The following is a 25,306-nucleotide window of genomic DNA, read 5'->3' as shown; positions in this document are numbered from 1 at the left end:
GAGTGACCTAGCGGGGAACGCGCAGCCCGTGTTCGACCCCGCGTGAAAAAAGTACCTGCCAAAGCTGAATGTCGCGGGCGCGGAACGCACCGGCACAGGCGTTCAGGTAATAACTGAACATCCGTTTAAAACGCTCCGTATAGTTATCCGCAATTTCTGGCCACGTCGCCATAAAACGCGCATGCCAGGCCATTAGCGTGGTGTCGTAATCTGCGCCAAAGTTGTGCCAGTCTTCCATCACAAAATGCGGCTCACTGGCTTTCGCAATCTGGCGAACCGACGGCAAGCAGCCGTTCGGGAAGATATATTTATTGATCCACGGATCCACATTGTTGTCGGTTTTTCTGGAACCGATGCTGTGCAGCAAAAAGAGACCGTCTGGCTTCAAATTGCGATCGACCACTTTAAAATAGGTGCTGTAATTTTTCGGCCCGACATGTTCAAACATCCCGACGGAGACAATGCGGTCGAATTGATCGTTCAGGTCGCGATAGTCCTGCAGCAAAATAGTAACGTCCAGCCCTTCGCAGCGTGCTTGCGCCATTTTCTGCTGCTCTGCAGAAATCGTTACGCCGACCACGCTGACGCCGTATTGTGACGCCATGAACTGTGACAAGCCTCCCCAGCCGCAGCCAATATCGAGTACCCGCATTCCCGGCTTAAGCTGCAATTTTTCGCAAATCATTTTTAGCTTCGCTTGCTGGGCTGACTCAAGGGTTGTGGCCTCTTTCCAGTAGGCGCAAGAATATTGCATATAGGGGTCGAGCATGCGAGTGAAGAGATCGTTGCCGAGATCGTAGTGTTCTTTTCCGACCACCCACGCACGTTTTTGGGTTTGTAAATTGAAAAGGCGTGCCGTTGCTATACGCAAAGTGTCTTTAAAATGACGGGGGAGTTGGCTTTCAAGATTGGCGCGTAAGACATTATTAAAAAACATATCCAGCCGGTCGCACTCCCACCAGCCATCCATATAGCTCTCACCTAAACCCAGCGATCCATCTTGTAGCACGCGCTTAAAGAAATGGGGGTTTTTAACGCGAATATCGGCTGGCGCAGCGCCATTAATGGTAATACCTGCGCGGCTTAATAATTCACTGGTAATTCGGTACCAGTCATCATCCGGTACGCTGACATCTTCTATACACGATGAACTCATAGCTTCTCCATCACTGGTCGGCGATCAGAACCTTAAAACAGCGTAGACGCTTTTTAGGCTTTGTGAGAAATCTCACGGAATTAATCCGCGAATCTAAAATCCGACGTAGAACAGAGGAAGGGAGGAACCCTTACCGAAAAGGCCATCCGTGGAGAAACGGGAACATTCATGTTCCCGTTAATACAGAAAATTATCGTTTTATTAACAACCGGAAATCAGTATAAGCCTGAATTTTGAGCGACTCAACTGAAAAATGTTAGCGGACTAATTAATTGTTCTCGACAATGATTAGTGCGACTCACCATGGGCAATATGCGCACTTTCGTCTGTCAGATCATCACTTTCTTGCTGTGACTGCATTTTGTAGCCCAGCGCGGCCAGGAATACCGTTGCCAGCATGACGCTGGTGGTCGTCAGCAGCGGGGTGCTGATTAACCACGACACCACCAGGCTTGCCAGGAAGCATAACCCGAGCTGCAGCGTGTTCTGTAACGCGGCTGCACGTCCTGTTGCCTGCGGAAACGGACGTAATGCCTGGGCGACGACGATCGGGTAGATTGCCCCGTTCGCGATGGCCATCACACAGAATGGGATCAAAATTTCGGTCAGTGAAACGTGGCGAATAAAGCCGGTCGCCCAGGTCGCAATGACGCTCACGGCGAACAGGATGAGTAACCACGGCAACAGCTGACGACCCTGCCATTTTTGCAACGCGGCACGGCAGCCGTAGCCACCAATCAAAAAGGCGATCGTCTGTGGAACATAGCTCAGGCCAATCACTGCCGGGCTATAACCCATTTCACTCAGAATAAAGGGGGAACCTGTTAACCACGCAAAAAAACTGGCGGAGCAGGCCGCATAAATCAGTACATTTCCGCGGTATGTTTGGGAACGTAACAGGGTCGCAAACGTCAATTTATCCTGACTATCGTCACGCGCCTGAGAGGTCGGTTTTAACCGCAGGGCGGGCAGCATCAGGATTAATGTAATGGCAAACAGCGTGGCAAAAATGGCCTGCCAGGAAAAATGCACCAGGATCCAGCTCCCTAATAATGGCGCGAGGGCAGGAGATAAGCCCACCAGCGGCATAATCGTGGCAAAGATACGGTTTACTTTATGAGACGGATAATAGTCGGTAACCAGTGCCTGCCAGATAACCGACGCGGCGCAGACGCCAACGGCCTGGATAAAGCGCAGTACCAACAGACCTGTGGCGTTTTCAACCCATAACATGCCCAGACTTCCCAGCGCGAAGATGGATAAACCCAGCAGCAAAATCGGCTTGCGACCGTAGCGGTCGGAGAGTGGCCCCCACAGAAGTTGCGCGACGGCAAAACCGGCTAAGAACAGACTCAGGCTGGCGCTGACGGCAGACGCAGGGGTTTGCAGATCGGACTGAATAGCAGCAAAGGCGGGCAAATACATATCCGTTGCCAGAAAGCCGAGCACGCTAAGACCGGCCAGCCAGACTAAAAACCCTTTTCCAGGTTGCATAATTGTTTCTCTTTTTAGCAGTAATACAGTGCCGCAGAGTGTAGTGAGTGTAATTCTCGCTGTGAAACGCTAATATTTGTTTACTGGTTTCAAATTTTTTGTAGGCAGAGTATGTGGTCAGAATATTCACTTGAAGTGGTTGATGCTGTGGCGCGTAACGGAAGCTTTAGTTCGGCTGCGCAGGAGTTGCACCGTGTACCCTCCGCGGTGAGTTATACCGTGCGCCAACTGGAAGAGTGGCTTGCTGTGCCGCTTTTCGAACGACGTCATCGGGATGTGGAATTAACGCCTGCGGGTGTATGGTTTTTAAAAGAGGGTCGGTCTGTTATCAAAAAAATGCAGATCACACGTCAGCAATGTCAACAAATCGCCAATGGCTGGCGAGGGCAGTTGGCGATTGCGGTAGACAATATTGTTCGGCCAGAACGAACCCGACAAATGATTGTGGATTTTTATCGTCACTTTGATGATGTGGAACTGCTGGTGTTCCAGGAGGTGTTTAACGGCGTCTGGGATGCACTCTCTGATGGTCGCGTTGAACTGGCTATCGGCGCCACGCAGGCGATCCCGGTGGGGGAACGTTACACGTTTCGCGATATGGGAATGCTGAGCTGGAGTTGTGTGGTGGCAAGTCATCATCCGTTGGCCTCGCTTCCCGGACCGCTCAGTGACGATACGTTGCGCAACTGGCCGTCGTTGGTGCGCGAAGACACCTCCCGCACATTACCGAAGCGAATCACCTGGCTGCTTGATAACCAAAAGCGCGTTGTGGTGCCTGACTGGGAATCTTCGGCGACCTGTTTATCGGCGGGGCTGTGTGTGGGTATGGTGCCGACGCATTTTGCGAAACCGTGGATCGATAGCGGCAAGTGGGTTGCGTTACAGCTTGAAAATCCCTTCCCTGATGCCGCCTGTTGCCTGACCTGGCAACAAAACGATATGTCACCGGCATTAAGCTGGCTGTTGGATTATCTGGGGGATAGCGAAACGCTGAATAAAGAGTGGTTGCGGGAGCCTGAAGAGACTCCCGCATAGTACGCTTAACGACGATAATCGCGGAACGGACCGTCAGCAACGGAGCGACGTTCAACCAGGCGCGGGTGCACCTCGATGGACTGCGACTCTTCGCGCTTATTCACGATACGGTCTAACAGCATGTTAAAGGCCGTTTCGCCGAGTGAATCTTTTGGCTGATGAATGGTGGTCAATGCTGGCGTGAAGAAGCGCGCGTTGCGCACGTTATCGTAACCGATCAACGACACATCCTGCGGAACGCGTAAACCCATCTCGTCAGCGGCGCAAAGCGCGCCCATGGCCATAATATCCCCGCCACAAAAGACCGCTGTCGGACGGTGGGACTGAGAGAGGATTTGCTGCATCGCGCGGTAACCTGATTCAGGCTCGAAATCGCCCTGGACAATCCAGTTTTCCGGCACTTTAATCAGCGCTTCTTCCATGGCTTTCATAAAGCCAGCCAGACGACCCGCGCCGGTGTTGCGCTCCATCGGGCCAGGGATCACGCCAATCTCACGGTGGCCGCGCTCAATCAGGTACCGACCTGCCATATAACCACCTTCGAAGGCGTTATCAATGACGGTATCGGTAAAATCGGCTTTGGCCTCGCCCCAGTCCATAACGACCATAGGAATATGGCGATACTCTTCGAGCATGGAAAGCAGGGACTCCGGGTACTCAGAGCACATGACCAGCAGGCCATCCACGCGCTTTTGCGCCATCATGGAGAGATATGCCTGCTGTTTTTCGAGGCTATTCCATGCGTTGCCCAGAATCAGCGTATAGCCTTTCTGGAAGCAATTTTTTTCGACGGCTTCGATAATTTCAGCGAAGTAGGCCGCTTCACTACTGGTCGCCAGCAAGCCGATCGATTTGGTGTGATTCACCTTCAGGCTGCGCGCTACTGCGCTGGGGGAGTAGTGCAGCTCTTTAATCGCCGCCCAGACAGCATTACGGGTTTCTTCCGCGACAAAACGCGTCTTGTTAATTACGTGTGATACGGTTGTAGTGGAAACGTTTGCTCGCTTCGCTACATCTTTAATTGTTGCCATTACATCTCACTCCAGACCATATCCTAAGCTCCTGAGAATACTCCAGGTAAACGTTTGCCTTTAAACACCCTGACCACAACGTCAGGGTTGCGGCACGCCGGGAAAACGACACGGAACGTCAGAAAGGGGTCAATGGCCGGTACGCTAATCAAGTAAGCGTCGAATTTTGTCTGATCTTAACGAAAAGGGGAAGAGTTAAAAGCAGTTATCAATATAAATCGTGAGAGATTTTTGCGTTCAAGTGTGCAAAAATGCGCAATATCACTTTTTGTGTGGGAATAAAAAGGAGAAAACTTGATGAGCACCGATCTGAAATTTTCGTTAGTCACCACCATTATTGTTCTGGGTCTGATTGTAGCGGGTGGTTTGACCGCGGCACTGCATTGATTTATCCCGAGGGAGAACGCTCTCCCTCATCCCACCTGTTTGTCTTTCCCTCCTATTGTTTGCGAATAAGCAAAAGTCTTTTGCAGTTTTGTTAACTTTATTATTTTTGCGATCAATGTCATGCTTTTGCACTCTTATCGGGTGTCGTGCCACGGCTCGACGTTATGGAGTCGATGTATGAAAATAAATTATCCCTTATTGGCGCTGGCAATTGGTGCGTTTGGTATTGGCACGACTGAATTTTCCCCTATGGGATTATTGCCCGTCATCGCCAGGGGCGTGGATGTCTCCATTCCTGCGGCGGGGATGCTAATTAGCGCCTACGCGGTGGGGGTGATGATTGGCGCGCCGCTGATGACATTACTGCTTTCGCATCGTGCGCGTCGCAATGCGCTCATTTTTCTGATGGCGATTTTTACGCTGGGCAATGTGCTTTCGGCAATATCGCCGGACTACACCACGCTTATGTTGTCGCGTATCTTGACCAGTCTTAACCATGGGGCGTTTTTTGGGCTCGGTTCCGTTGTGGCGGCAAGTGTTGTGCCAAAGCACAAGCAGGCCAGCGCAGTCGCGACCATGTTTATGGGATTAACCATTGCCAATATTGGCGGCGTTCCTGCCGCGACCTGGCTCGGTGAAACTATCGGCTGGCGTATGTCGTTTATGGCGACAGCCGGTCTGGGTGTTATCGCGATGGTCAGTCTGTTCTTCTCACTCCCCAAAGGCGGGGCGGGAGAGCGGCCCGATGTGCGCAAAGAACTTGCCGTATTACTGCGCCCGCAAGTGTTATCCGCGCTTCTCACCACCGTACTGGGGGCCGGCGCGATGTTCACCCTCTATACCTACATTTCGCCGGTGTTGCACAGTATCACCCATGCAACCCCCGCCTTTGTGACCGGCATGCTGGTGCTGATAGGCGTCGGGTTTTCCATCGGTAACTATCTGGGTGGGCGACTGGCGGACCGTTCGGTGAATGGCACGCTGAAAGGATTTTTGCTGTTGCTGATGGTTATTATGCTGGCGATTCCGTTTCTGGCGCGTAACGAGTTGGGCGCTGCCATCAGTATGGTGGTGTGGGGCGCGGCCACGTTTGCCGTCGTTCCGCCGTTGCAGATGCGCGTAATGCGCGTTGCCAGTGAAGCGCCAGGGCTCTCTTCATCAGTCAATATTGGCGCATTTAATCTGGGGAATGCGCTGGGTGCGGCCGCGGGCGGTGCGGTGATTTCTGGCGGCTTAGGCTACAGTTTTGTTCCGGTGATGGGGGCGATTGTGGCAGGGCTGGCTTTATTGCTGGTCTTTATTTCGGCGAGAAGACAACCCGAAGAAGTCTGTACTGCCGCAAGCTAATCACGCTAAAACGCAGAAGGGAGTCCCTTCTGCGTTGTCATATTTACGCAGCGAAGTTCTTCGCAACAAATTCCCAGTTAACCAGCGCCCAGAAATGTTCCAGGTAGCCAGGACGGGCATTGCGATAGTCGATGTAGTAGGCGTGTTCCCATACGTCAACGGTCATCAGCGGCGTCGCATCAGTTGTCAGTGGCGTACCCGCGTTAGAGGTGGAAACGATAGCCAGTTTGCCATCAGCCCCTTTTACCAGCCAGGTCCAGCCAGAGCCGAAGTTCTTGATAGCGGCATCGGTGAATTGCGCTTTAAAATCCGCGAAGCTACCAAACGATGCTGCAATGGCTTCGGCCAGTTTACCGGTCGGTTCGCCGCCAGCGTTTGGCGCCAGGCAGTTCCAGTAGAACGTGTGGTTCCATACCTGAGCTGCGTTATTAAAGACACCACCTTCAGAGCTACGTACGATCTCTTCCAGTGATTTGCCTTCAAACGCCGTGCCTTTAATCAGATTGTTCAGATTGGTCACGTAGGTTTGATGGTGTTTGCCATAGTGGTATTCCAGCGTTTCAGCAGAAATGTGCGGCACCAGAGCATCTTTGGCATACGGTAATGCAGGTAATTCGAACGACATTGCTTCTCTCCTTATTATTTATATGAGTACACACAATAGCCTCATTGTGAGTAAGGATAGGGTAGCAAATTGAAAGGTTATGCAAAAGAAGAACTTACCCTACAGCATCTCCTGTAGGGTAAGTTTTTAGCGAATTGTTTTAGGTGTCATCACGCGGCGAGCACCAACATAATGGCGCTGCCAGTAATCTTCGCTCAGCGAGGTGATTTGAATTTCCTGACCACTGCGCGGTGACTGGATAAATTTACCATTGCCGACATAGACGCCAACGTGATCGGCGGTGCCACGTCCCTGTGTACGGAAGAAGACCAGGTCGCCGTTTTTCAGCTCACCGCGTTCAATAGGCGCAGCGTCACGCAGGTGGTACATTTCATTGGCGGTACGTGGAATGCGAAATTTCACCAGATCTTTGTACGCGTAGTACACCAGACCACTGCAATCAAAGCCGGTTCTTGGCGACGTTCCCCCCCAGCGGTAAGGCTTACCGATCTGGTTCATCAGGGTAGACATGGCGGTCTTGGTCGCTTTTTGAACTTTCACTTTATGCACATCAGCAAGCGCCGTCGGCGCTGTCGTTTTCACTTTTACACAACGCGGTTTATGGCCTTTACGCGGGGTGCATTTCTCTGTCCAGGTAACGGCTGCCGTTTGCGTTGTCGCCACTTTGCCACGTCGATTTGCGGTTTTGGTAGACTTTGCCGGAGTAGCGGTGCGTTTTTTGGATGAGGAAGCGATTTTACTGCTGGTTTTGCTGGTGGTTTTTTTTGCCGTTTTTGGATTGGTTTTTGTTGTTTTTTGACTGGCTGTTGAGCTTTTCTTTTTATCTACCGTTTTGAGGGAATGAGAAACAGTAGTTGTCGCCCGGGCTTGCTTGGAAGCATGAGCCATTGGCGTAAAAGGCAGTGTCGTAAAAAGTAAAGCACAGAGCGTGATCGAGATTCGGTTTATCCGCGCCACTGAGCAGTCCTCTGGTAAGGCAGGTCTATCGTGCCTGCGTGTGATTTACAAAACTTGATGATTCTAATCTATAGAAACGGGAAACTTAATAGCTTTTTTCGTTTACAACTGTGTTTCGTTACCGACCGCAAAAAAAAACAGCAAAAAAAGACCGAACTGATGAACAGATAAGCAAATCCACACGCTTTAAGGGGGTAAGTGAGATTATGAATGCAACTTTTAACGACAGGCGATAAAATAATAAGGCGTAATGAAAATGTTATTTTCCGTTGCCTGCCTGACCCGTTACAATGTCAGACTACTGCCGTAAAAGAAGTTTAAGGAAGCAAGATAATGAGCACCACTATCGAAAAAATCCAGCGCCAGATCGCTGAAAACCCGATTCTCCTGTACATGAAAGGTTCTCCTAAACTGCCAAGCTGCGGTTTCTCCGCTCAGGCTGTGCAGGCGCTGTCCGCCTGTGGTGAACGCTTTGCTTATGTTGATATTCTGCAAAACCCGGATATTCGCGCCGAGCTGCCGAAATATGCAAACTGGCCAACCTTCCCACAGCTGTGGGTTGATGGTGAGCTGGTAGGCGGTTGCGACATTTTAATTGAAATGTACCAGCGCGGTGAGCTGCAACAGCTGATTAAAGAAACTGCGGCGAAGTACAAAACCGAAGAGCCAGATGCTGAATAATCAGCAGAAGTAAAAAAAAGCGACCTGAGAGTGGTCGCTTTTTTTATGCCTGATTATTGGCGCGTTATGCCTCTTCAGGCACAGGGAGCGGCCAACCACCAAGTCGCTTCCAGCGGTTAACAATTTCGCAAAACAGAACCGCCGTGCGTTCTGTGTCATACAGGGCTGAGTGCGCCTGAGTGCCATCAAATTCCATGCCCGCGGCCAGACACGCTTTCGACAGAACCGTCTGACCCAGTGATAACCCACTGAGTGCCGCGGTATCAAAGGTGACGAACGGGTGAAACGGGTTACGTTTCAGAGATGCGCGTTCAGCTGCTGCCATCATGAAGCTGTGATCGAAGGTGGCATTATGCGCCACCATGATCGCCCGATTGCAACCGCTGTCTTTGATGCCTTTGCGCACCATTTTGAAAATGGCATGCAACGCGTCGTATTCACTGACCGCACCACGCAGCGGATTGCTCGGGTCGATACCGTTAAACGCAAGCGCTTCAGGTTGCAGATTCGCTCCCTCAAACGGCTCGACGTGGAAATGCAACGTCATGTCCGGCATCAGCCAGCCTTGTTCATCCATTTTCAGTGTGATGGCGGCTATTTCGAGCAGCGCATCGGTTTTGGCGTTAAATCCTGCTGTTTCTACGTCGATGACGACAGGATAAAAACCACGAAAACGGTCACACAGACCGGAAAGTTGAGCGTTATCGGACATCTGGGTCTCTTAATACGGGAAAATTGCAGCGCGTATTATGGCAAAATGATGAGGATAAAACCACGGGCACAGATGAACTGCGCCCGGTTGGAGATCAGTCACCCAGGCCGCGGCCTGCGTCTTTCTCTTCAATTAATTCAATTTTGTAGCCGTCTGGATCTTCCACAAAGGCGATAACTGTCGTGCCGCCTTTTACCGGACCGGCTTCACGGGTGACGTTACCGCCGTTCTGACGAATACGCTCGCAGGCTTCAGCCGCGTTGTCCACGCTCAGGGCGATATGACCATAAGCGGTTCCCAGCTCGTAGCTATCGACACCCCAGTTATAAGTCAGCTCGATAACAGCCTCACTGGTTTCAGGACCGTAACCGACAAAGGCCAGAGAGTATTTGTATTCAGGGTTTTCGCTGGTACGCAGCAGTTTCATGCCCAGGACGTTGGTATAAAAATCGATGGAACGCTGCAGGTCACCCACGCGCAGCATGGTATGAAGTAAACGCATCTGTATCCCCTTTAAAATGGCTAATACATTCAAAATGTTGTTTTAGTATAGCGGCGTTGTTACGCCGCTATCAATGCAGGATTAAGAACAGTGTCTGGCAGACTGCATTTTTGTGGCATGCATCCTTGCATCTCAATCTAGCGTAGTGCTTGTGCCGTTACAGGGTAGGGTAATCGGTATAACCTTCCGCGCCGCCGCCATAGAAACTTTCAGCGCGCTGCGGATTCAGCTCGGCTTTGCGTTGCAGTCGGGCGACCAGATCCGGGTTAGCGATATAGGCGCGACCAAAGGCAACGGCATCGATCAGACCTTTCTCAATCAGCGCCTCGGCTTTTTCTGGCGTATAGGCGCCTGCGCCGATAATAGGGCCATGGAAACGTGCGCGAACTTTTTCGCGGAACGCGTCGCTGTATGGCTGACCACCGGCCCAGTCAGGCTCGGACATATGCAGGTAAGCGATACCGCGTTTACCGAGTTGTTCGATCAGGTATAGCGCATCGGCTTCTTCGTTCGGGCCGTTATCGACGTTCTGGAAAGAACCGATTGGAGAAACACGAATACCAATGCGATCGGCACCCCATTCTTTGATGCCGGCATCAACGACTTCGAGCACCAGACGTGCACGGTTTTCGACACTGCCGCCGTACTGATCGGTGCGGTGGTTAGAAGCAGGGGACAAGAATTGGTGCAGTAAATAACCGTGGGCAGAGTGCAGTTCCACCATGTCAAAGCCTGCTTCACGCGCATTGGCAATTGCCTGACGGAAATCATTCACGATCCCCGGAATTTCTTCGGTTTCCAGCGCGCGCGGCATTGAGGTATCGACACGCGTTGCCAGACCGTTTTCATCACGCAGTGAGGTGCGAGTTCCTGCGCTGATGGCAGAAGGCGCAACCGGAGCTTGTCCGTTTGGTTGCAGGCTGGCGTGAGAAATTCGACCGGTATGCCACAGTTGTACGGCGATGTGACCTTGCTCAGCGTGTACGGCAGCGGTGATTTTTTTCCATGCTGCAATTTGCGCGTCGCTGTGTAAACCAGGTGCCCCGGCATACCCTTTCGCCTGTGCGGAAATCTGCGTGGCTTCACTGATGATAAGGCCTGCGCTTGCGCGTTGACGATAATACTCGGCCATCAGCGGAGTGGGGATGTCGCCAGGTTCAATGCTACGCAGACGCGTCAGCGGCGCCATAAATACGCGGTTTGCTGCCGTGATCGCACCCACTTTAAGCGGGGTAAACAGTTTTTCAGATGACATGTGGTACTCCTGAATAGACCGGTCGTCTAGTGATAAAGGAAATAAAAACGCCTGTTAAACGCCAGGCGTAGTAATGATGTTTTTAACGTGCGCCAGCGCATTTTCCAGCGGTGTGGCACTACGAGAAATCTTGGCCTGCAGGTTCGCCCCCAACCACAAGGCATACAGCACCTGTGCCTGTTGCAACGGTTCGCCCATGAATGACAAACAGTGGCAGTTTCGCCCGTTTTCCAGCGCTTGCGCTAATAGCGTAATAATGTGTCGTGCGCCTTTGTCCATCGCCGTACGCATATCTTCTGAGAGATCGCACACTTCGGCAGACAGTTTGACGGTTAAACATCCGCTAATAATGCCATGCTGACGAAACTGGTTCAGGGTTTCCTGATAATAAGCCAGCACTCTGTCGCGATAGTTTCCTGCGCCCGCATCAAAATGCGCAGCCAGTCGTTGGTGATAGGCGGCATAATGGCGTTCCAGCATCGCAACACCGAACGCTTCTTTTGAGCGAAAATAGTGATAAAACGAACCTTTAGGAACCTCTGCGGTTTTTAGCAGTTCGCTTAAGCCCATCCCGGTAAAGCCGCGCTGCATGCACAGCAACTCGCCGGTCGCCAGAAGATGTTCACGTGTATCGTGTTCAGTGACTTTGTTCATGGGAAGGAGTGTAATAGACCAGTCGGTCTAATGCAATAGCGCTTGCCAGAAATTCAGTTAACGTCTTCAATAAAGGTATCAAACTGATTTAAGGAGGGGGTGTGGCCGAACAGCTGGAGTTTTTCCCCGTCCAGAGTCCATGCCGCGGGATCTGTCAGTCTGACGATCGCGGTTTTTGTCGTGGATGTTTTCGCAGCCGGGATGAGCGTTTTAACTGGCAAAAAATGAGCGACGCCGAAAAACAGGAGGTGCTGCGGCTTTGTCGTCAGCGTCTTATGCGTAAATTACGCGCAAACAAACCCAACCCGCCAGAAGAACCGCAACAACCTTCACTCTTTTAAAATCGCAATTGCGTATACTCGATGCACATTCACTTAAAAGGAAGCTGCTATGGTTCAGCGTATTACTATTGCGCCGCAGGGCCCGGAATTTTCTCGCTTTGTCATGGGGTACTGGCGGTTGATGGACTGGAATATGTCCGCCCGTCAGTTAGTCAGCTTCATTGAGGAACATCTGGATCTGGGGATCACCACCGTCGATCATGCGGATATTTATGGCGGATACCAGTGCGAAGCGGCATTCGGCGAGGCGCTGAAACTGGCGCCACATCTGCGTGAAAAAATGCAGATCGTGACCAAATGCGGCATTGCCACGACGGCGCGAGCGGAAAACAAACTTGGTCATTACATCACTGACAGCGCCCACATTATTTCCAGTGCCGAGCAATCACTGAAGCTACTGGCAACTGACCATCTGGATCTGTTGCTGATCCACCGTCCCGACCCGCTAATGGATGCGGACGAGGTGGCAGAGGCGTTTAAAAAGCTGCACCATAGCGGCAAGGTGCGCCACTTTGGGGTGTCCAACTTTACGCCAGCGCAGTTTTCACTGCTGCAATCACGCCTGCCGTTTACGCTTGCGACCAACCAGGTCGAAATTTCTCCGGTACATCAGCCACTTCTGCTGGATGGTACGTTAGATCAACTGCAGCAACTACGTATCCGACCGATGGCCTGGTCCTGTCTGGGCGGTGGTCGCCTGTTCAATGATGATGCTTTTCAGCCGTTGCGCAATGAGCTTGCCGTGGTAGCTGAAGAGCTGAATGCCCAGTCTATTGAGCAGGTGGTGTATGCGTGGATTTTACGTCTGCCATCACAACCGCTGCCTATCATTGGCTCGGGTAAAATTGAGCGCGTGCGGGCCGCGATTGAAGCCGAATCGCTGACGATGTCGCGTCAACAATGGTTCCGTATCCGTAAAGCCGCGCTGGGTTACGACGTGCCTTAATGTCGTTTTCTACGGTTCGCCGTTCAAATTTGCGTCACTGGTTTACACTTATCAATCAGAGAGCTATTTGACGGAGGTCGTATGAAGCGTTTAAGTTTGGCCATAATCACTCTACTGGCCTGTGCGGGTGCGCAGGCTGCCAGTGAAAACGTTGAGATAAACCTGGTGACGTCGCAAGGCGTCGGCCAGGCGATTGGCTCGGTGACCATTTCTGAAACCGCCAAAGGGTTGGAGTTTACGCCCAATTTAAAAGCCCTGCCGCCGGGCGAGCATGGTTTTCATGTTCACGCCAATGGCAGCTGTCAGCCTGCCATAAAAGAAGGTAAAGCCTCTGCTGCGGAATCGGCGGGGGGACATTATGATCCACATAAAACCGGTAAACATGAAGGACCCGAAGGGGCCGGACACATGGGCGATTTGCCGCTATTAGTGGTGAACAATGACGGGAATGCGACAACCTCCGTAATCGCCCCACGGTTAACATCGCTGGAGGATGTTAAAGGTAAGGCGCTGATGATCCATGTGGGCGGCGATAATATGTCCGATCAGCCTAAACCGCTTGGCGGTGGCGGGGCGCGTTTCGCCTGTGGTGTGATCAAATAATTAAGGACTCAACGTACCCGGCGGCGGTGCCTGTTCAAGTTGAGACAGTGAGCAGTGCAGTCGCCAAATCAGCGCCGCCAGTTCTTGTGCGGCGGGTTGATGATGGCGAGCCAACGTATCGCATATGCGCAGGAGTTCGTTGAGCGTGGCATTAAGCGGTCGTTGCTGTACGCCACGCACGCTCATCACATCGTGCAGCAGTGAAATGCAGACGTCCCGGACGCGCGCAAGTGGATCAGACCGCGTTTCCCAGGCGCGCAGTTGCCAGACCACATGCGAGCAATTCAGCAACACGACGCCCCAGCGTAACAACCAGCGTCGGGCCAGCGCATCCTGGCTGTTACTCAGTTGGCTCACATGATGATAGGTCAATGACTCAAATTCATTTTCGCTCAGTGACGGGTGCCGGCTGAGCTGGTCAACAAAATCCCGACGCAGCGCGCGAATATGACGGCGGCTTTTCCGCGCATCAGAACCGGGTCGCAGGATCGCGAAGGCCAGCCAGGAAATCGCTACGCCGGTAATCTTCGCCATATTGTCATTCAAGAAATCAGCGAAATCATAAATGGGAGGATTGGTCACCGCGATGAACGATCCCATAAACACGATCAACTGTCCCCAAAGTCCCGCCAGCGCCGGCATTTGTAACTTCAGCAGTTGCATGGTGGCGAGCAGCGGGAAGAGAAAGAGGATGAACTGCCAGAGATCGGTGATTTGTACCATCAGGCCGAATTTGACCGCAAAGCTGAACAACGACAGCAGGACCAGCGTGCGCATCAGCAAAGAGAGTGATTTGAACGGCGTGGCAACGGCGGAATACAACACGCAACTGATGGCGGCGAGCGTTAACGCCCCGGCACCGGATTCCCATTGCGCCCCTATGCTCCAGGCTCCGATCACCATCAGCGTACTGAAGGTACGTAATCCGCTCCATAAGGCCTCTGCGTTATCGGTATGACGGGCAAGTCCTGGCGTACGTTTCACGGTGATACGCTCGGCAGTGATACCTTTTTCCAGCAGGTGCAGATAGTGACTGTTTTGCAGATAGACACGACAGAAATAACGCAGTCGGTGCCAGAAAGCTACGTGTCGATAGTCGCTCTTATCCACGGGGCGAAGGGGAGCGATAATCCGTGCCACCGTGTAACTGTCGGCATTGGATTTTACCAGTGCGCTTAATAGCTGCTCGATGACCTCCCGGGTGTTGGCGGGAGGATGTGGCCAGTTCAGCAGCATTCTGCGCAGACTCGAGATCACGCTGGTCAGACGCAACTGTTGATGGAGCAGGGAATTGAGGAGGGCATTTTGACGGCGAAAGCGATAGTGGCTCCAGAACGCCTGGATACGCAGTAAATTCATGGTCAAAATTTGACCGATAACCCCTTCGTGCGCGGAACGGATAGCATCGGTGGTTTCGGGTTGCCAGAGTAAACTGGCATGTTCCAGTAAGCGCGCATGCATATTTTTCAGCGCGGTCAGCAGCGCGGTGCCATCGGAGGTGCTTGGCAGAATCATCATCATGACACCGCCGCACAGAATCCCGACAAGAACCTCACACACGCGGGCCTGGGCGATATCCCAAAGCTGGGTAATCTCGATGGTATTCACCATCGGAAAAGCAATGATCGCCGCCGTATAGCCTGCCAGTTGAAAGGCGTAGGCGACGTTATTGGTGAAGTGCGCGCAGGCCCAGGTGCACAAGCCAATCCAGGCTGACATGCTGAGCAAAAACATCCAGGGTTCGTTAAGGGTATGACCGGCAATGATTAATGCGGCCGTGGCGCCCAGTAGACTGCCCGCCACGCGCCCGAGGCTTTTGCTGATCACGCCGCCAACGGTTGGGAAACTGACCACGGCAGCAGAGGTCATTGCCCAGTAAGGCTCATCCAGATTCAGATAGTAAGCGAACGTCAACGCCAGGCACATCGCAATGGTGTTACGCAGCGCGTAGCGCCACTGTCCTGATGTGGCTTTAAACCAGGGCAAACTGGCTGGCGTCAACGGTAGCCCTTTCATTTTGGTTGACCGACAGACACGCTGCAGGTAGTTCCCGATACCAGTGTGACATCGCGCGGCAAGGCGTCAAATTCGATACGAACAGGAACCCGTTGCGCCAGACGAACCCATGGCACGTTTGGTTTAATGTCAGGAATGAGGCCAGAATCGCTTTCAACGCTTTGATCATAAATGGCACGCCCGATCCCGGCTACGTGACCCTGTAACTTTATATTGCCGCTGTATAAGGTAATGAGCGCCGGTGCCCCTTCACGAATGTGACGGAGTTTGGTTTCTTCAAAATAACCCATCACATAAAAAGAGTGGCTGTCGACAAGGGCAAACAGGGGTTTTCCCGTGGTGGCGTAATCCCCGGTTCGCGTCGAAAGGTTCGTGACCCAGCCTGCAACCGGAGCTTTAATTTCGGTCTGCGTCAGTTGCCACTGTGCCTGGCGCAACGTGGCTTCGGCTGCTTCGACGCTTGCCTGCATGGCTTTCACATTGAGGTTTGCGGTATCCAGATCTTCGGCGGAAATGTAATTCTGCGACAGATGGCGGCGGCGATTGGCTTCATTATTGGCTTTTGCCAGATCAGAGCGGGCTTTTGCCAACTGGGCCTGTGCATTCAGTTCGGCAATGTGAAACGGTGTCTTGTCGATAACAAACAGCACGTCGCCTTCGTTCACGAACTGATTATCTTTAACGTTGAGCGCAGTAATGCTGCCGGACACTTGCGGTGTGATACTGACTTGTTCAGCACGGATTTTTCCGTCGCGCGTCCAGGGGGATTGCATGTAGTAATTCCACATCCACCATCCGGCGAGAACGGCAATGACAGCGACGATAATTGTGGAGAAATATTTAACAGTTTTAAGCGACATAATCACCACGCAATCAGCAGAACAAAGCCCAGACAGACGCAAAGCGCGAAGAGAGACAGATCCAGTAACAGGGGATGCCAGAATTCACCGGAGTAGATCCTGTCGCGTAGCAGACGATGAATGACCAGCCAAAGGATAAATCCCGCTGCAAACGCCTTGAAAATAGGGGGGAAGTAGACAGATGCACCGATCATTAAATCTTGTAGGGGCAATCCTGTTGCATTAAACATAAACTTCACGGGCAATAATCCTTGGCGAAAGAACGCTTTGCTATAGGTTTAGCAAAAAAAGAACGATGAATCTTTGTAAAGTATAATGTCTGAAAAAATGTCATCCGGTAAGCAAATTTGGCAATACATTTGTTTTGGGAATACAAATGCTGCACACTATTCTAAAATCAGTATAATAACTTAGCAAGCTAATTATAAGGAGATGAAATTGGAATCGCCACTAGGTTCTGATCTGGCACGGTTGGTGCGCATTTGGCGTGCTCTGATTGACCATCGCCTGAAGCCTCTGGAGTTGACGCAGACGCATTGGGTTACGCTGCACAACATCCATCAGTTGCCACCGGATCAATCGCAGATTCAGCTGGCTAAAGCGATCGGCATTGAGCAGCCGTCACTGGTGCGTACGCTTGACCAACTGGAAGAAAAGGGACTCATTTCACGACAGACTTGCGCCAGCGATCGTCGGGCAAAGAGAATTAAACTGACCGAGAAAGCAGAGCCGCTTATCGCGGATATGGAAGCGGTGATCAACAAAACGCGTGGAGAAATTCTGGAAGGGATTTCAGCTGAGGAAATTGATCTGCTGATTAAACTGGTTGCCCGACTGGAACACAATATCATTGAGCTGCAGTCTCAGGACTAATGCGGAAAAATTACGTGTGGCCAGTATCTGACCACACGTAAATTCGATTAACGCGGAGAAACGGTCACTTCCCGGCCATTGCTCGCCATCACGACGCGCTGACCTGCGGCGAATTTGGTCGCACCTTGTTTCTGCACTACCATGATGGTATTACCGTCATCCTTACGGATTTCCAGTTCTACACCCTGTGTTTTATTCATCGCACCTTGTACGCCTTGACCCGCTACGCCACCGGCAACCGCACCTGCAGCCGTTGCTAATGAACGACCCGTACCACCGCCAACGGTGTTACCGAGGAACCCGCCAAGTACCGCACCACCAATCGCGCCAATGACGTTTGCGTCATCGCCACCCTGGATTTGAACCGGACGAACGTGAACAATCGTGCCATAGGTGACGTTCTGAACCTGTTTCGCTTCGGATGCGGTATATACGTCACCGGAAAGGCTGTCATTGTTAACGCAACCGGCTAAAGATAACCCCATTAGTGAAACAATCAGCACACGTTTAATCATTTTATAACTCTCCTTTACACCACGAAACGCTAATCAAGCATCCCTCATGGCTAAATTATATGGCATTTGTGAGCCCAAGGTCACATGTTCTACTGGAACAATATGAAAATCATAATCGGGTCCGGGTTAACCGAGTATAAACGAATCATTCATCATATTGATTGAAAATCATGGCTCATTGTCATGAGTTACCCGTAAAAATCATTAACGAAGCATGGAATTACGCGGCACTTTATGGTTGAGTGTCAAGGCTAACATGTTTAAAAGGATGACGTATGAAATCGGGCCGTTTTATCGGTGTTATGTCTGGAACCAGCCTTGATGGTGTTGATGTTGTGCTGGCAGCAATAGATGAAACGATGGTTGCGCAACAGGCGAGTCTCACCTGGCCGATACCCATCCATTTGAAACAGGCAATCCTGGACATCTGTCAGGGGCAGCAACTGACGCTGTCTCAGTATGGCCAGTTAGACACACGACTGGGACGCTTGTTTGCCGAGGCGGTGAATGCGCTGTTGGCGCAGCAAAAATTAAAACCCCAGGATATCGTCGCAATTGGTTGCCACGGACAGACCGTCTGGCACGAGCCCACCGGCGCGGCGCCGCATACGCTGCAAATTGGCGATAACAATCAGATTGTGGCGCTCACCGGTATTACGGTGGTCGGCGATTTCCGTCGACGCGATATCGCGTTGGGCGGGCAAGGTGCGCCACTGGTTCCTGCATTCCATCAGGCTCTGTTGGCGCATCCAGGTGAGCGCCGGATGGTGTTGAATATTGGGGGGATTGCCAATCTGTCTCTGCTTATTCCGGGGCAGCCGGTTCGGGGATACGATACCGGGCCTGGTAATATGCTGATGGATGCATGGATCTGGCGGCAATGCGGTAAGCCTTACGACAAAGACGCGCAGTGGGCCAGTGAAGGAACGGTGATTCTCCCTCTGCTGCAAAATATGCTTAGCGATCCTTACTTCGCCGCACCCGCGCCAAAAAGCACGGGGCGGGAGTACTTTAATTATGGCTGGATTGAACGCCATCTGGCGCTGTTCCCTGGGATTTCCCCGCGCGATGTTCAGGCAACGCTCACCGAACTCACCGCGGTGACCATTTCAGAACAGGTATTGCTGAGTGGCGGCTGCGAGCGATTAATGGTGTGCGGGGGAGGAAGTCGTAATCCGCTGATTATGATGCGTCTGGCGGCATTGCTGCCGGGAACGGAAGTGACCTCGACCGATGAAGCGGGCATCAGCGGCGACGATATGGAAGCGTTAGCTTTCGCATGGTTGGCGTGGCGTACGCTGGCAGGGTTGCCGGGTAATCTCCCTTCTGTGACCGGTGCAGCAGAGTCCAGTGTTTTAGGGGCTATTTTCCCCGCGAACCCACGAACTCAGAGTTAACTGAAATTATCCTGGCCAGGATGCCGGTAAACTAGGGATGTTAGGGAGGGTGTTATTGCCCTCCGGGACCAGGAAAGTCTTCAGGATATGGCTATGAAAAAACTGTTAATGGTATGTCTGCCCGTATTGCTCACTGGGTGTAGTGTTTACAACCAATTTGTCGAGCGTATGCAAACGGATACGCTCGAATACCGCTGTGATGAAAAACCGCTTACCGTCAAATTGAACAATACCCAACAAACGGCGAGCTTTGTTTATGACAATAAGCTGGTCAATCTTAAACAAGGCGTGTCGGCATCTGGCGCGCGATACACGGATGGCATCTACGTCTTCTGGTCGAAAGGTGACAGTGCAACGGTCTATAAACGCGATAGCGTTGTGTTAAATAACTGTCAGTTACAGAATCCGAAGCGTTGAGATTTCCAGCAGGGCGGCGCACAATAGCGTTACCCACTGACAATCCGTAGCCCAACATCATGTCTGATAACGACGAATTGCAGCAAATCGCGCATTTGCGCCGTGAATACACGAAAGGCGGTCTTCGCCGCCGCGACCTTCCAGCAGAACCCCTCGCGCTTTTTGAGCGCTGGCTGGGGCAAGCCTGTGATGCCAAACTGGCAGATCCTACCGCAATGGTTGTGGCCACTGTTGATGAGAATGGTCAACCTTACCAGCGCATCGTGTTGCTTAAACATTATGATGACAAAGGGCTGGTGTTTTATACCAACCTGGGCAGCCGTAAGGCGCATCAGATTGAACACAATCCCCGTATCAGTCTCTTATTCCCGTGGCATACGCTGGAACGGCAGGTCATGGTTATCGGCAAGGCAGAACGTCTTTCTACCCTTGAAGTGGTGAAGTATTTCCATAGCCGACCACGTGACAGCCAGATTGGCGCCTGGGTCTCTAAACAGTCCAGCCGGATCTCCGCTCGCGGTATTCTTGAAAGTAAATTTCTTGAGCTGAAGCAGAAGTTTCAGCAAGGGGAAGTCCCTTTACCCAGCTTCTGGGGCGGTTTTCGCGTGAGCATTGAGCAAATGGAGTTTTGGCAGGGGGGTGAAAACCGTCTGCATGATCGTTTTTTATACCAACGTGAAGATAACGCGTGGAAAATTGATCGCCTCGCTCCCTAAAGATGCAAAATTCTTGTTTTAAGCGCTGGTACAGATGAATCCGGCGCTTTATTCTATGTTTCTTTCGCATCAGGCGAAAAGTCGTGTACCGGCAAAGGTGCAGTCGTTTTATACATGGAGATTTTGATGGCAAGCAGTAACTTGATTAAACAATTGCAAGAGCGGGGGCTGGTGGCCCAGGTGACGGACGAAGAAGCGTTAGCAGAGCGACTGGCGCAAGGCCCGATCGCGCTCTATTGCGGCTTCGACCCTACCGCTGACAGCTTGCATTTGGGGCATCTGGTTCCATTGTTATGCCTGAAACGCTTCCAGCAGGCAGGGCATAAGCCTGTCGCACTGGTAGGTGGTGCAACCGGTCTGATTGGTGACCCGAGCTTCAAAGCCGCAGAGCGTAAACTGAATACCGAAGATACCGTGCAGGAGTGGGTGGATAAAATCCGCAAACAGGTTGCGCCGTTCCTCGATTTCAACTGTGGCGACAACTCAGCCATTGCGGCAAACAACTACGACTGGTTTGGCGGTATGAACGTACTGACTTTCCTGCGTGATATCGGTAAGCACTTCTCTGTAAACCAGATGATCAACAAAGAAGCGGTGAAGCAACGTCTGAACCGTGACGATCAGGGGATCTCGTTTACTGAGTTTTCTTACAACCTGCTGCAAGGCTACGACTTCGCTTGCCTGAACAAATTGCACGGTGTGGCGCTGCAAATTGGTGGTTCTGACCAGTGGGGCAACATTACCTCCGGTATCGATCTGACCCGCCGTCTGCATCAGAACCAGGTCTTTGGCCTGACCGTTCCGCTGATCACCAAAGCAGACGGGACCAAGTTTGGTAAAACCGAAGGTGGCGCAGTCTGGCTGGATCCGAAGAAAACCAGCCCGTACAAATTCTACCAGTTCTGGATCAACACCGCGGATGCGGACGTGTATCGCTTCCTGAAGTTCTTCACCTTTATGGACATTGAAGAGATCAATGCGCTGGAAGAAGAAGACAAGAACAGCGGTAAAGCGCCACGTGCCCAGTATGTTCTGGCTGAGCAGGTCACGCGTCTGGTTCACGGTGAAGAAGGTCTGGTTGCGGCAAAACGCATCACCGAAAGCCTGTTTAACGGTAATCTAGCCTCCCTGAGCGAAGCCGATTTCGAACAGCTGGCGCAGGATGGCGTACCGATGATCGAAATGGAAAAAGGTGCTGACCTGATGCAGGCGCTGGTTGACTCCGAACTGCAACCATCCCGCGGTCAGGCGCGTAAGACTATCGCGTCTAACGCGGTCACTATCAACGGTGAGAAACAATCCGACCCGGAATATTTCTTCCAGGACAGTGATATTTTATTTGGGCGCTACACATTACTGCGTCGCGGCAAAAAGAACTATTGTTTGATTTGCTGGAAATAAGAAAAAGTGAGCAGGGGCGTGGGAAACTACGCCCCTTTATTATTTTAGGGTTGTGGTAAGTAAAATGAAGAATATCCTCGCCATCCAGTCCCACGTTGTTTTTGGTCATGCGGGCAACAGTGCAGCAGAGTTTCCGATGCGTCGTCTTGGCGCGAATGTCTGGCCGCTCAACACCGTTCAGTTTTCCAACCATACGCAATACGGTAAATGGACAGGCTGCGTTATGCCGCCGAGCCACCTGACCGAAATCGTTCAGGGTATTGCCGATATCGATAAGCTCCAGCAGTGCGACGCGGTACTGAGCGGATATCTGGGTTCAGCTGAGCAGGGTGAGCATATTCTGGGTATTGTCCGCAAAGTTAAAGCGGCCAATCCACACGCGAAATATTTCTGTGATCCGGTGATGGGACATCCTGAAAAAGGCTGTATTGTCGCGCCGGGTGTTGCAGAGTTTCATGTGCGTCATGCGCTGCCGGCCAGCGATATTATCGCCCCTAATTTGGTCGAGCTTGAAATTCTGTGTGAGCATGCGGTTAACAATGTGCATGAGGCGGTAGCGGCTGCCCGCGAACTGATCGCCCAGGGACCAGAAGTGGTGCTGGTTAAGCATCTTGCCCGCGCGGGTATCAGCACTGACCGTTTTGAAATGTTGTTGGTTACAGCCGATCAGGCGTGGCACATCAGTCGTCCATTGGTGGATTTTGGCGCGCGTCAACCTGTCGGTGTCGGTGACGTTACCAGCGGTTTGCTGTTGGTAAAACTGTTGCAGGGCGCGTCGTTACAACAGGCGCTTGAACATGTGACCGCGGCGGTATACGAAATTATGATCGCCACGCAGCAGATGCAGGAATATGAGCTGCAGGTGGTTGCCGCTCAGGATCGTATCGCTAAACCGGAACACTATTTTAGCGCGACGCAACTGTAGTTCTGTCGTCAATGCCGGATGACGCTCCCGCCATCCGGCACAAATGCTTAGTGCAGTCCTTCAGCCTTCAACGCCGCGGCAACCGCCGGACGTTCAGCCATACGCGCCATATAGGCCTCGATATGGTTCAGCCCTTCCATATTCAGTTTTACAGCATAAGCCCAACGCAATACCGTGAACAGGTAAGCATCCGCAATACTGAAACGCTGGCCGCAAATCCACGGATTGTCTTTCAGTGATTCATTCACATACTGCAGTTTTTTCTCCAGCAGTGCGCGAACCGTTGGCTTGTACTCCTCTGGCGTATCAGGGCGAAACAGCGGGGTAAAACCTTTGTGCAGCTCTGTAGCAATGAAATTGAGCCACTCGAGCGTACAGGCTGCTGGTAGGGGCAAGAAGCTGGCGATCGGGCACGGTATCGGCCAGATATTGCATGATGGCCACTCCTTCCGTCAGCAGTGTACCGTCATCAAGCAACAGGGCGGGGACTTGTCCTTTTGGGTTTACCGCGAAAAAATCGTCGCCGTTTTCCAGGCGTTTCTTCATCAGATCAACTCCATCCAGCGTAAAATCTTTACCGCTCTCACGAAGGGTGATGTGGGAAGCAAGAGAACACGCGCCCGGTTTGTAGAACAGTTTCATCGGTAACTCCTTTTGGCTGAGGTATATCGTATGGTAGTGCTACCTCAGACAAAAAAAAAGCCGCTAACATCAGTTAGCGGCCCGAAAATAAGTTTCCCTGAGAATTACGCGGTTGCGGCCTTAGAGGCTTTCTCGTTTACATTATCATCTTGAGTCATACGGTTCAGTTTCGGCGCTGTCAGCAGCATCAGAACAGCGATAACTGCCGTGGCTACACCAATCTGCAGGAATACACGGCCATAGACTTCCAGTGACATCAGCGGGTCGGTCACGTTCTCAGGTACCGCCATCATGTTGGCTACGTAGCCACCAATAATGTTCGCACCCGCAGTGGTCAGGAACCAGCTACCCATGATGAAGCCCATCAGGCGCTGCGGAACCAGCTGCGCAACCATCGCCAGACCCAGACCAGAGATCATCAGTTCACCGATACTCTGCAGACCGTAAGAAATGATCAGCCAGTTAACGGAAACGATACCTGCATCGGACGCGAATTTCGCACCCAGCGGCAGAACCAGGAACGCACCGGAGCACAGCACCATACCAATTGCGAACTTAGTCGGCATCGGCAGGGTGTCACCCATCTTGTTATAGATGGCGGCAAGGATTGGACTGCCGATGATGATCCAGAACGGGTTCAGTGCCTGGTATTGCTCAGGTTCGAACGCGATACCCAGAATTGAGTGTTCAACGTTACGAATCGCAAAGAAGTTCAGTGACGTTGGCATCTGGCTGTACAGAACGAAGAAGATAATCGCTTCCAGCATCAGAATGAAGGCAACGATCATTTTACGACGCGCAGCACCCTGCATAGAGAAGGCTTCTTTACCGAAGATAAACACGATACCCAGAGCGATAACGCCCAGAACCATACGTGCGATACCCTGGTTGTGCAGCAGCCATGTCGCAACAGCGATCAGCACCACAACGCCACCAATAGTCAGCAGCAGGTTACGGAAGTTGACCGGCTCGAAGTCAGGTTTAGAACCGTACTGTTTAACCCAGCGCTGGCAGAATGCGAAGTTAACTACGGTGATCAGCATACCGACGACGCTCAGTGCAAACGCAGTGCTCCAGCCGTAACGGGCAGCCAGCCACGGTGTTGCCAGCATAGAGAAGAATGAACCGATGTTGACGGACATGTAGTACATGGTAAATGCACCATCAAGACGCGGGTCATCTTTTGCATAGCAGGTAGAGAGCAGAGAAGACGGGTTGGCTTTGAACAGGCCGTTACCGACCGCGATGGCCGCCATACCCATATAAACGATACCCGCGTCATGACCGGACCATGCAACCAGTGCATAACCGATGGCCAGGACGATTGCGCCCAGCATAATGACGCGCTTGGTACCCAAAACTTTATCACCTAACCAGCCTCCAATGGCTACCAGGCCGTAAACCAGGGCGCTAAAGGATGAGAAAAGGGTGATGGAATCCGCTTCTGACATACCCAGTTGTTTAACCAGGTAGACGGCCATAATCCCTTGCAGGCCGTAATAACCAAAACGTTCCCACAGCTCAATAGAGAAAATGAGATAGAACGCTTTTGGTTGTTTGAAGGCGTTTAAACTGACGCTTTCAGTTGGTTTATTGTTTGCAGTAGACACTTTTACCTCTTTTTTTACATCCCATATCAACGGGGGTGTTCAGGTACGTGATAAGTCAAGCTCATCCGTCCGATTGTTATAGTGGGAGGGGAAACGGCAAGTAATGTTCACTATCTTGACCCTTCAAACAAGTGCTTTGTAATAATCTGTTACATATATCTTAAGTGGTGAAATCGTCGGGGCTAAGAAATGTTATCTAGCGTTAAAT

26 protein-coding genes and 2 pseudogenes are annotated in these 25,306 nt (G+C 51.8%); 13 read left to right on the top strand and 15 right to left on the bottom strand.

Annotation, left to right across the window (positions count from 1 at the left end):
* Positions 1-7: 7 nt before the first annotated feature.
* Entirely contained in the window at positions 8-1,156 is a 1,149-nt protein-coding gene (cfa, locus tag N7268_RS22340) for a cyclopropane fatty acyl phospholipid synthase (protein WP_260864524.1), read from the bottom strand.
* Between the two features lie 288 nt (positions 1,157-1,444).
* Positions 1,445-2,650 (bottom strand): purine nucleoside transporter PunC, encoded by a 1,206-nt coding sequence (gene punC, locus N7268_RS22335; RefSeq protein WP_260864523.1) that lies wholly within the window; start codon positions 2,648-2,650, stop codon positions 1,445-1,447.
* A gap of 111 nt (positions 2,651-2,761) precedes the next feature.
* Here punC and punR point away from each other — a divergent pair, with 111 nt between their 5' ends.
* Complete coding sequence (gene punR / locus N7268_RS22330) at positions 2,762-3,685, top strand: DNA-binding transcriptional activator PunR (protein WP_198904314.1); 924 nt, start codon at positions 2,762-2,764, stop codon at positions 3,683-3,685.
* Between the two features lie 5 nt (positions 3,686-3,690).
* Here punR and purR read toward each other — a convergent pair whose 3' ends face one another.
* Positions 3,691-4,716 carry an HTH-type transcriptional repressor PurR gene (purR, locus tag N7268_RS22325; protein WP_155574204.1) on the bottom strand — a complete coding sequence of 342 codons (1,026 nt, stop codon included), beginning with the start codon at positions 4,714-4,716 and terminating at the stop codon, positions 3,691-3,693.
* 297 nt (positions 4,717-5,013) lie between these two features.
* Here purR and cydH point away from each other — a divergent pair, with 297 nt between their 5' ends.
* Together cydH and N7268_RS22315 are read left to right on the top strand one after the other, a co-directional pair.
* Positions 5,014-5,103, top strand: coding sequence for a cytochrome bd-I accessory subunit CydH (cydH, locus tag N7268_RS22320; RefSeq protein ID WP_003029209.1), 90 nt, complete (start codon positions 5,014-5,016; stop codon positions 5,101-5,103).
* 177 nt (positions 5,104-5,280) lie between these two features.
* Positions 5,281-6,450 carry an MFS transporter gene (locus N7268_RS22315; protein ID WP_260864522.1) on the top strand — a complete coding sequence of 390 codons (1,170 nt, stop codon included), beginning with the start codon at positions 5,281-5,283 and terminating at the stop codon, positions 6,448-6,450.
* Between the two features lie 43 nt (positions 6,451-6,493).
* On the opposite strand, the gene sodB is transcribed toward N7268_RS22315, so the two are convergent.
* Positions 6,494-7,075, bottom strand: a complete 582-nt coding sequence (sodB, locus tag N7268_RS22310; RefSeq protein ID WP_260864521.1) for a superoxide dismutase [Fe] — start codon at positions 7,073-7,075, stop codon at positions 6,494-6,496.
* A 126-nt stretch (positions 7,076-7,201) separates the two neighbouring features.
* Positions 7,202-8,032 (bottom strand): C40 family peptidase, encoded by an 831-nt coding sequence (locus N7268_RS22305; protein WP_260864520.1) that lies wholly within the window; start codon positions 8,030-8,032, stop codon positions 7,202-7,204.
* A gap of 333 nt (positions 8,033-8,365) precedes the next feature.
* Here N7268_RS22305 and grxD point away from each other — a divergent pair, with 333 nt between their 5' ends.
* Positions 8,366-8,713 (top strand): monothiol glutaredoxin 4, encoded by a 348-nt coding sequence (grxD, locus tag N7268_RS22300; RefSeq protein WP_003832760.1) that lies wholly within the window; start codon positions 8,366-8,368, stop codon positions 8,711-8,713.
* 64 nt (positions 8,714-8,777) lie between these two features.
* On the opposite strand, the gene rnt is transcribed toward grxD, so the two are convergent.
* The 4 genes from rnt to N7268_RS22280 all read right to left on the bottom strand — a co-directional run bounded on the left by rnt (position 8,778) and on the right by N7268_RS22280 (position 11,836).
* On the bottom strand, positions 8,778-9,425 hold the full coding sequence (rnt, locus tag N7268_RS22295) for a ribonuclease T (protein WP_137381280.1): 648 nt from the start codon (positions 9,423-9,425) through the stop codon (positions 8,778-8,780).
* A gap of 94 nt (positions 9,426-9,519) precedes the next feature.
* Positions 9,520-9,927: a lactoylglutathione lyase gene (gene gloA, locus N7268_RS22290; protein WP_198904310.1), complete on the bottom strand. Its 408-nt coding sequence runs from the start codon at positions 9,925-9,927 to the stop codon at positions 9,520-9,522.
* Between the two features lie 157 nt (positions 9,928-10,084).
* Positions 10,085-11,182: an alkene reductase gene (locus N7268_RS22285; protein ID WP_198904309.1), complete on the bottom strand. Its 1,098-nt coding sequence runs from the start codon at positions 11,180-11,182 to the stop codon at positions 10,085-10,087.
* A gap of 54 nt (positions 11,183-11,236) precedes the next feature.
* Entirely contained in the window at positions 11,237-11,836 is a 600-nt protein-coding gene (locus N7268_RS22280) for a TetR/AcrR family transcriptional regulator (protein ID WP_260864519.1), read from the bottom strand.
* Between the two features lie 101 nt (positions 11,837-11,937).
* Here N7268_RS22280 and N7268_RS22275 point away from each other — a divergent pair, with 101 nt between their 5' ends.
* The 3 genes from N7268_RS22275 (at position 11,938) to sodC (ending at position 13,726) form a co-directional block, all read left to right on the top strand.
* The gene (locus tag N7268_RS22275) at positions 11,938-12,177 is read left to right on the top strand and encodes a DUF1289 domain-containing protein (protein WP_198904307.1); all 240 of its coding nucleotides are present in this window, start codon (positions 11,938-11,940) and stop codon (positions 12,175-12,177) included.
* 49 nt (positions 12,178-12,226) lie between these two features.
* Positions 12,227-13,123, top strand: coding sequence for an aldo/keto reductase family oxidoreductase (locus tag N7268_RS22270; RefSeq protein ID WP_260864518.1), 897 nt, complete (start codon positions 12,227-12,229; stop codon positions 13,121-13,123).
* Positions 13,124-13,204: 81 nt separating this feature from the next.
* Positions 13,205-13,726, top strand: coding sequence for a superoxide dismutase [Cu-Zn] SodC (sodC, locus tag N7268_RS22265; RefSeq protein ID WP_260864517.1), 522 nt, complete (start codon positions 13,205-13,207; stop codon positions 13,724-13,726).
* Here sodC and N7268_RS22260 read toward each other — a convergent pair.
* From N7268_RS22260 to N7268_RS22250, 3 genes and pseudogenes are all read right to left on the bottom strand, one after another.
* Positions 13,669-15,742 (bottom strand): annotated as a pseudogene (locus N7268_RS22260) (FUSC family protein). The gene sodC and the pseudogene N7268_RS22260 overlap by 58 nt on opposite strands.
* Positions 15,739-16,602, bottom strand: coding sequence for an HlyD family secretion protein (locus tag N7268_RS22255; protein WP_260864516.1), 864 nt, complete (start codon positions 16,600-16,602; stop codon positions 15,739-15,741). Before N7268_RS22255 ends, N7268_RS22260 begins: the two are co-directional and overlap by 4 nt.
* Positions 16,603-16,604: 2 nt before the next feature.
* A complete protein-coding gene (locus N7268_RS22250; RefSeq protein WP_198904302.1) occupies positions 16,605-16,841 on the bottom strand; it encodes a DUF1656 domain-containing protein in 237 nt (78 codons plus the stop codon).
* A gap of 193 nt (positions 16,842-17,034) precedes the next feature.
* Here N7268_RS22250 and slyA point away from each other — a divergent pair, with 193 nt between their 5' ends.
* Positions 17,035-17,475, top strand: a complete 441-nt coding sequence (gene slyA, locus N7268_RS22245) for a transcriptional regulator SlyA (protein ID WP_260864515.1) — start codon at positions 17,035-17,037, stop codon at positions 17,473-17,475.
* 47 nt (positions 17,476-17,522) lie between these two features.
* Here the strand turns inward: slyA and slyB are convergent, their stop codons facing one another.
* Positions 17,523-17,990: an outer membrane lipoprotein SlyB gene (gene slyB / locus N7268_RS22240; protein ID WP_260864514.1), complete on the bottom strand. Its 468-nt coding sequence runs from the start codon at positions 17,988-17,990 to the stop codon at positions 17,523-17,525.
* Positions 17,991-18,265: 275 nt separating this feature from the next.
* On the opposite strand from slyB, the gene anmK reads away from it, so the two are divergent.
* The 5 genes from anmK (at position 18,266) to pdxY (ending at position 22,846) form a co-directional block, all read left to right on the top strand.
* The gene (gene anmK / locus N7268_RS22235; protein WP_260864513.1) at positions 18,266-19,387 is read left to right on the top strand and encodes an anhydro-N-acetylmuramic acid kinase; all 1,122 of its coding nucleotides are present in this window, start codon (positions 18,266-18,268) and stop codon (positions 19,385-19,387) included.
* Positions 19,388-19,474: 87 nt separating this feature from the next.
* Positions 19,475-19,804, top strand: coding sequence for a C-type lysozyme inhibitor (gene mliC / locus N7268_RS22230; protein WP_198904298.1), 330 nt, complete (start codon positions 19,475-19,477; stop codon positions 19,802-19,804).
* 59 nt (positions 19,805-19,863) lie between these two features.
* Positions 19,864-20,520 carry a pyridoxamine 5'-phosphate oxidase gene (pdxH, locus tag N7268_RS22225; protein ID WP_260864512.1) on the top strand — a complete coding sequence of 219 codons (657 nt, stop codon included), beginning with the start codon at positions 19,864-19,866 and terminating at the stop codon, positions 20,518-20,520.
* A gap of 126 nt (positions 20,521-20,646) precedes the next feature.
* Positions 20,647-21,921, top strand: coding sequence for a tyrosine--tRNA ligase (gene tyrS, locus N7268_RS22220; protein ID WP_260864511.1), 1,275 nt, complete (start codon positions 20,647-20,649; stop codon positions 21,919-21,921).
* A 64-nt stretch (positions 21,922-21,985) separates the two neighbouring features.
* A complete protein-coding gene (gene pdxY, locus N7268_RS22215; protein WP_260864510.1) occupies positions 21,986-22,846 on the top strand; it encodes a pyridoxal kinase PdxY in 861 nt (286 codons plus the stop codon).
* 47 nt (positions 22,847-22,893) lie between these two features.
* Here pdxY and gstA read toward each other — a convergent pair.
* A pseudogene (gene gstA / locus N7268_RS22210) lies at positions 22,894-23,488 on the bottom strand (glutathione transferase GstA).
* 104 nt (positions 23,489-23,592) lie between these two features.
* Positions 23,593-25,098 carry a dipeptide/tripeptide permease DtpA gene (gene dtpA, locus N7268_RS22205; RefSeq protein ID WP_260864509.1) on the bottom strand — a complete coding sequence of 502 codons (1,506 nt, stop codon included), beginning with the start codon at positions 25,096-25,098 and terminating at the stop codon, positions 23,593-23,595.
* Between the last annotated feature and the right edge of the window lie 208 nt (positions 25,099-25,306).

Origin of the sequence: Citrobacter sp. Marseille-Q6884 (assembly GCF_945906775.1) — a bacterium.
In the GTDB taxonomy this organism is placed as follows: Bacteria; Pseudomonadota; Gammaproteobacteria; order Enterobacterales; family Enterobacteriaceae; genus Citrobacter.
The sequence above is the reverse complement of the archived record's forward strand: the minus strand, read 5'-3'. Positions and strand labels throughout refer to the sequence as shown.

Bases quoted from the DNA above. Each gene is read 5' to 3' on its own strand.
- punR (WP_198904314.1), top strand. From the start codon at position 2,762: ATGTGGTCAGAATATTCACTTGAAGTGGTTGATGCTGTGGCGCGTAAC.
- sodB (WP_260864521.1), bottom strand. From the start codon at position 7,075: ATGTCGTTCGAATTACCTGCATTACCGTATGCCAAAGATGCTCTGGTG.
- N7268_RS22315 (WP_260864522.1), top strand. From the start codon at position 5,281: ATGAAAATAAATTATCCCTTATTGGCGCTGGCAATTGGTGCGTTTGGT.
- N7268_RS22285 (WP_198904309.1), bottom strand. From the start codon at position 11,182: ATGTCATCTGAAAAACTGTTTACCCCGCTTAAAGTGGGTGCGATCACG.
- tyrS (WP_260864511.1), top strand. From the start codon at position 20,647: ATGGCAAGCAGTAACTTGATTAAACAATTGCAAGAGCGGGGGCTGGTG.
- N7268_RS22280 (WP_260864519.1), bottom strand. From the start codon at position 11,836: ATGAACAAAGTCACTGAACACGATACACGTGAACATCTTCTGGCGACC.
- mliC (WP_198904298.1), top strand. From the start codon at position 19,475: ATGGCTATGAAAAAACTGTTAATGGTATGTCTGCCCGTATTGCTCACT.
- pdxH (WP_260864512.1), top strand. From the start codon at position 19,864: ATGTCTGATAACGACGAATTGCAGCAAATCGCGCATTTGCGCCGTGAA.
- cydH (WP_003029209.1), top strand. From the start codon at position 5,014: ATGAGCACCGATCTGAAATTTTCGTTAGTCACCACCATTATTGTTCTG.
- purR (WP_155574204.1), bottom strand. From the start codon at position 4,716: ATGGCAACAATTAAAGATGTAGCGAAGCGAGCAAACGTTTCCACTACA.
- gloA (WP_198904310.1), bottom strand. From the start codon at position 9,927: ATGCGTTTACTTCATACCATGCTGCGCGTGGGTGACCTGCAGCGTTCC.
- slyB (WP_260864514.1), bottom strand. From the start codon at position 17,990: ATGATTAAACGTGTGCTGATTGTTTCACTAATGGGGTTATCTTTAGCC.
- pdxY (WP_260864510.1), top strand. From the start codon at position 21,986: ATGAAGAATATCCTCGCCATCCAGTCCCACGTTGTTTTTGGTCATGCG.
- anmK (WP_260864513.1), top strand. From the start codon at position 18,266: ATGAAATCGGGCCGTTTTATCGGTGTTATGTCTGGAACCAGCCTTGAT.
- punC (WP_260864523.1), bottom strand. From the start codon at position 2,650: ATGCAACCTGGAAAAGGGTTTTTAGTCTGGCTGGCCGGTCTTAGCGTG.
- slyA (WP_260864515.1), top strand. From the start codon at position 17,035: ATGAAATTGGAATCGCCACTAGGTTCTGATCTGGCACGGTTGGTGCGC.
- grxD (WP_003832760.1), top strand. From the start codon at position 8,366: ATGAGCACCACTATCGAAAAAATCCAGCGCCAGATCGCTGAAAACCCG.
- N7268_RS22255 (WP_260864516.1), bottom strand. From the start codon at position 16,602: ATGTCGCTTAAAACTGTTAAATATTTCTCCACAATTATCGTCGCTGTC.
- cfa (WP_260864524.1), bottom strand. From the start codon at position 1,156: ATGAGTTCATCGTGTATAGAAGATGTCAGCGTACCGGATGATGACTGG.
- N7268_RS22270 (WP_260864518.1), top strand. From the start codon at position 12,227: ATGGTTCAGCGTATTACTATTGCGCCGCAGGGCCCGGAATTTTCTCGC.
- sodC (WP_260864517.1), top strand. From the start codon at position 13,205: ATGAAGCGTTTAAGTTTGGCCATAATCACTCTACTGGCCTGTGCGGGT.
- rnt (WP_137381280.1), bottom strand. From the start codon at position 9,425: ATGTCCGATAACGCTCAACTTTCCGGTCTGTGTGACCGTTTTCGTGGT.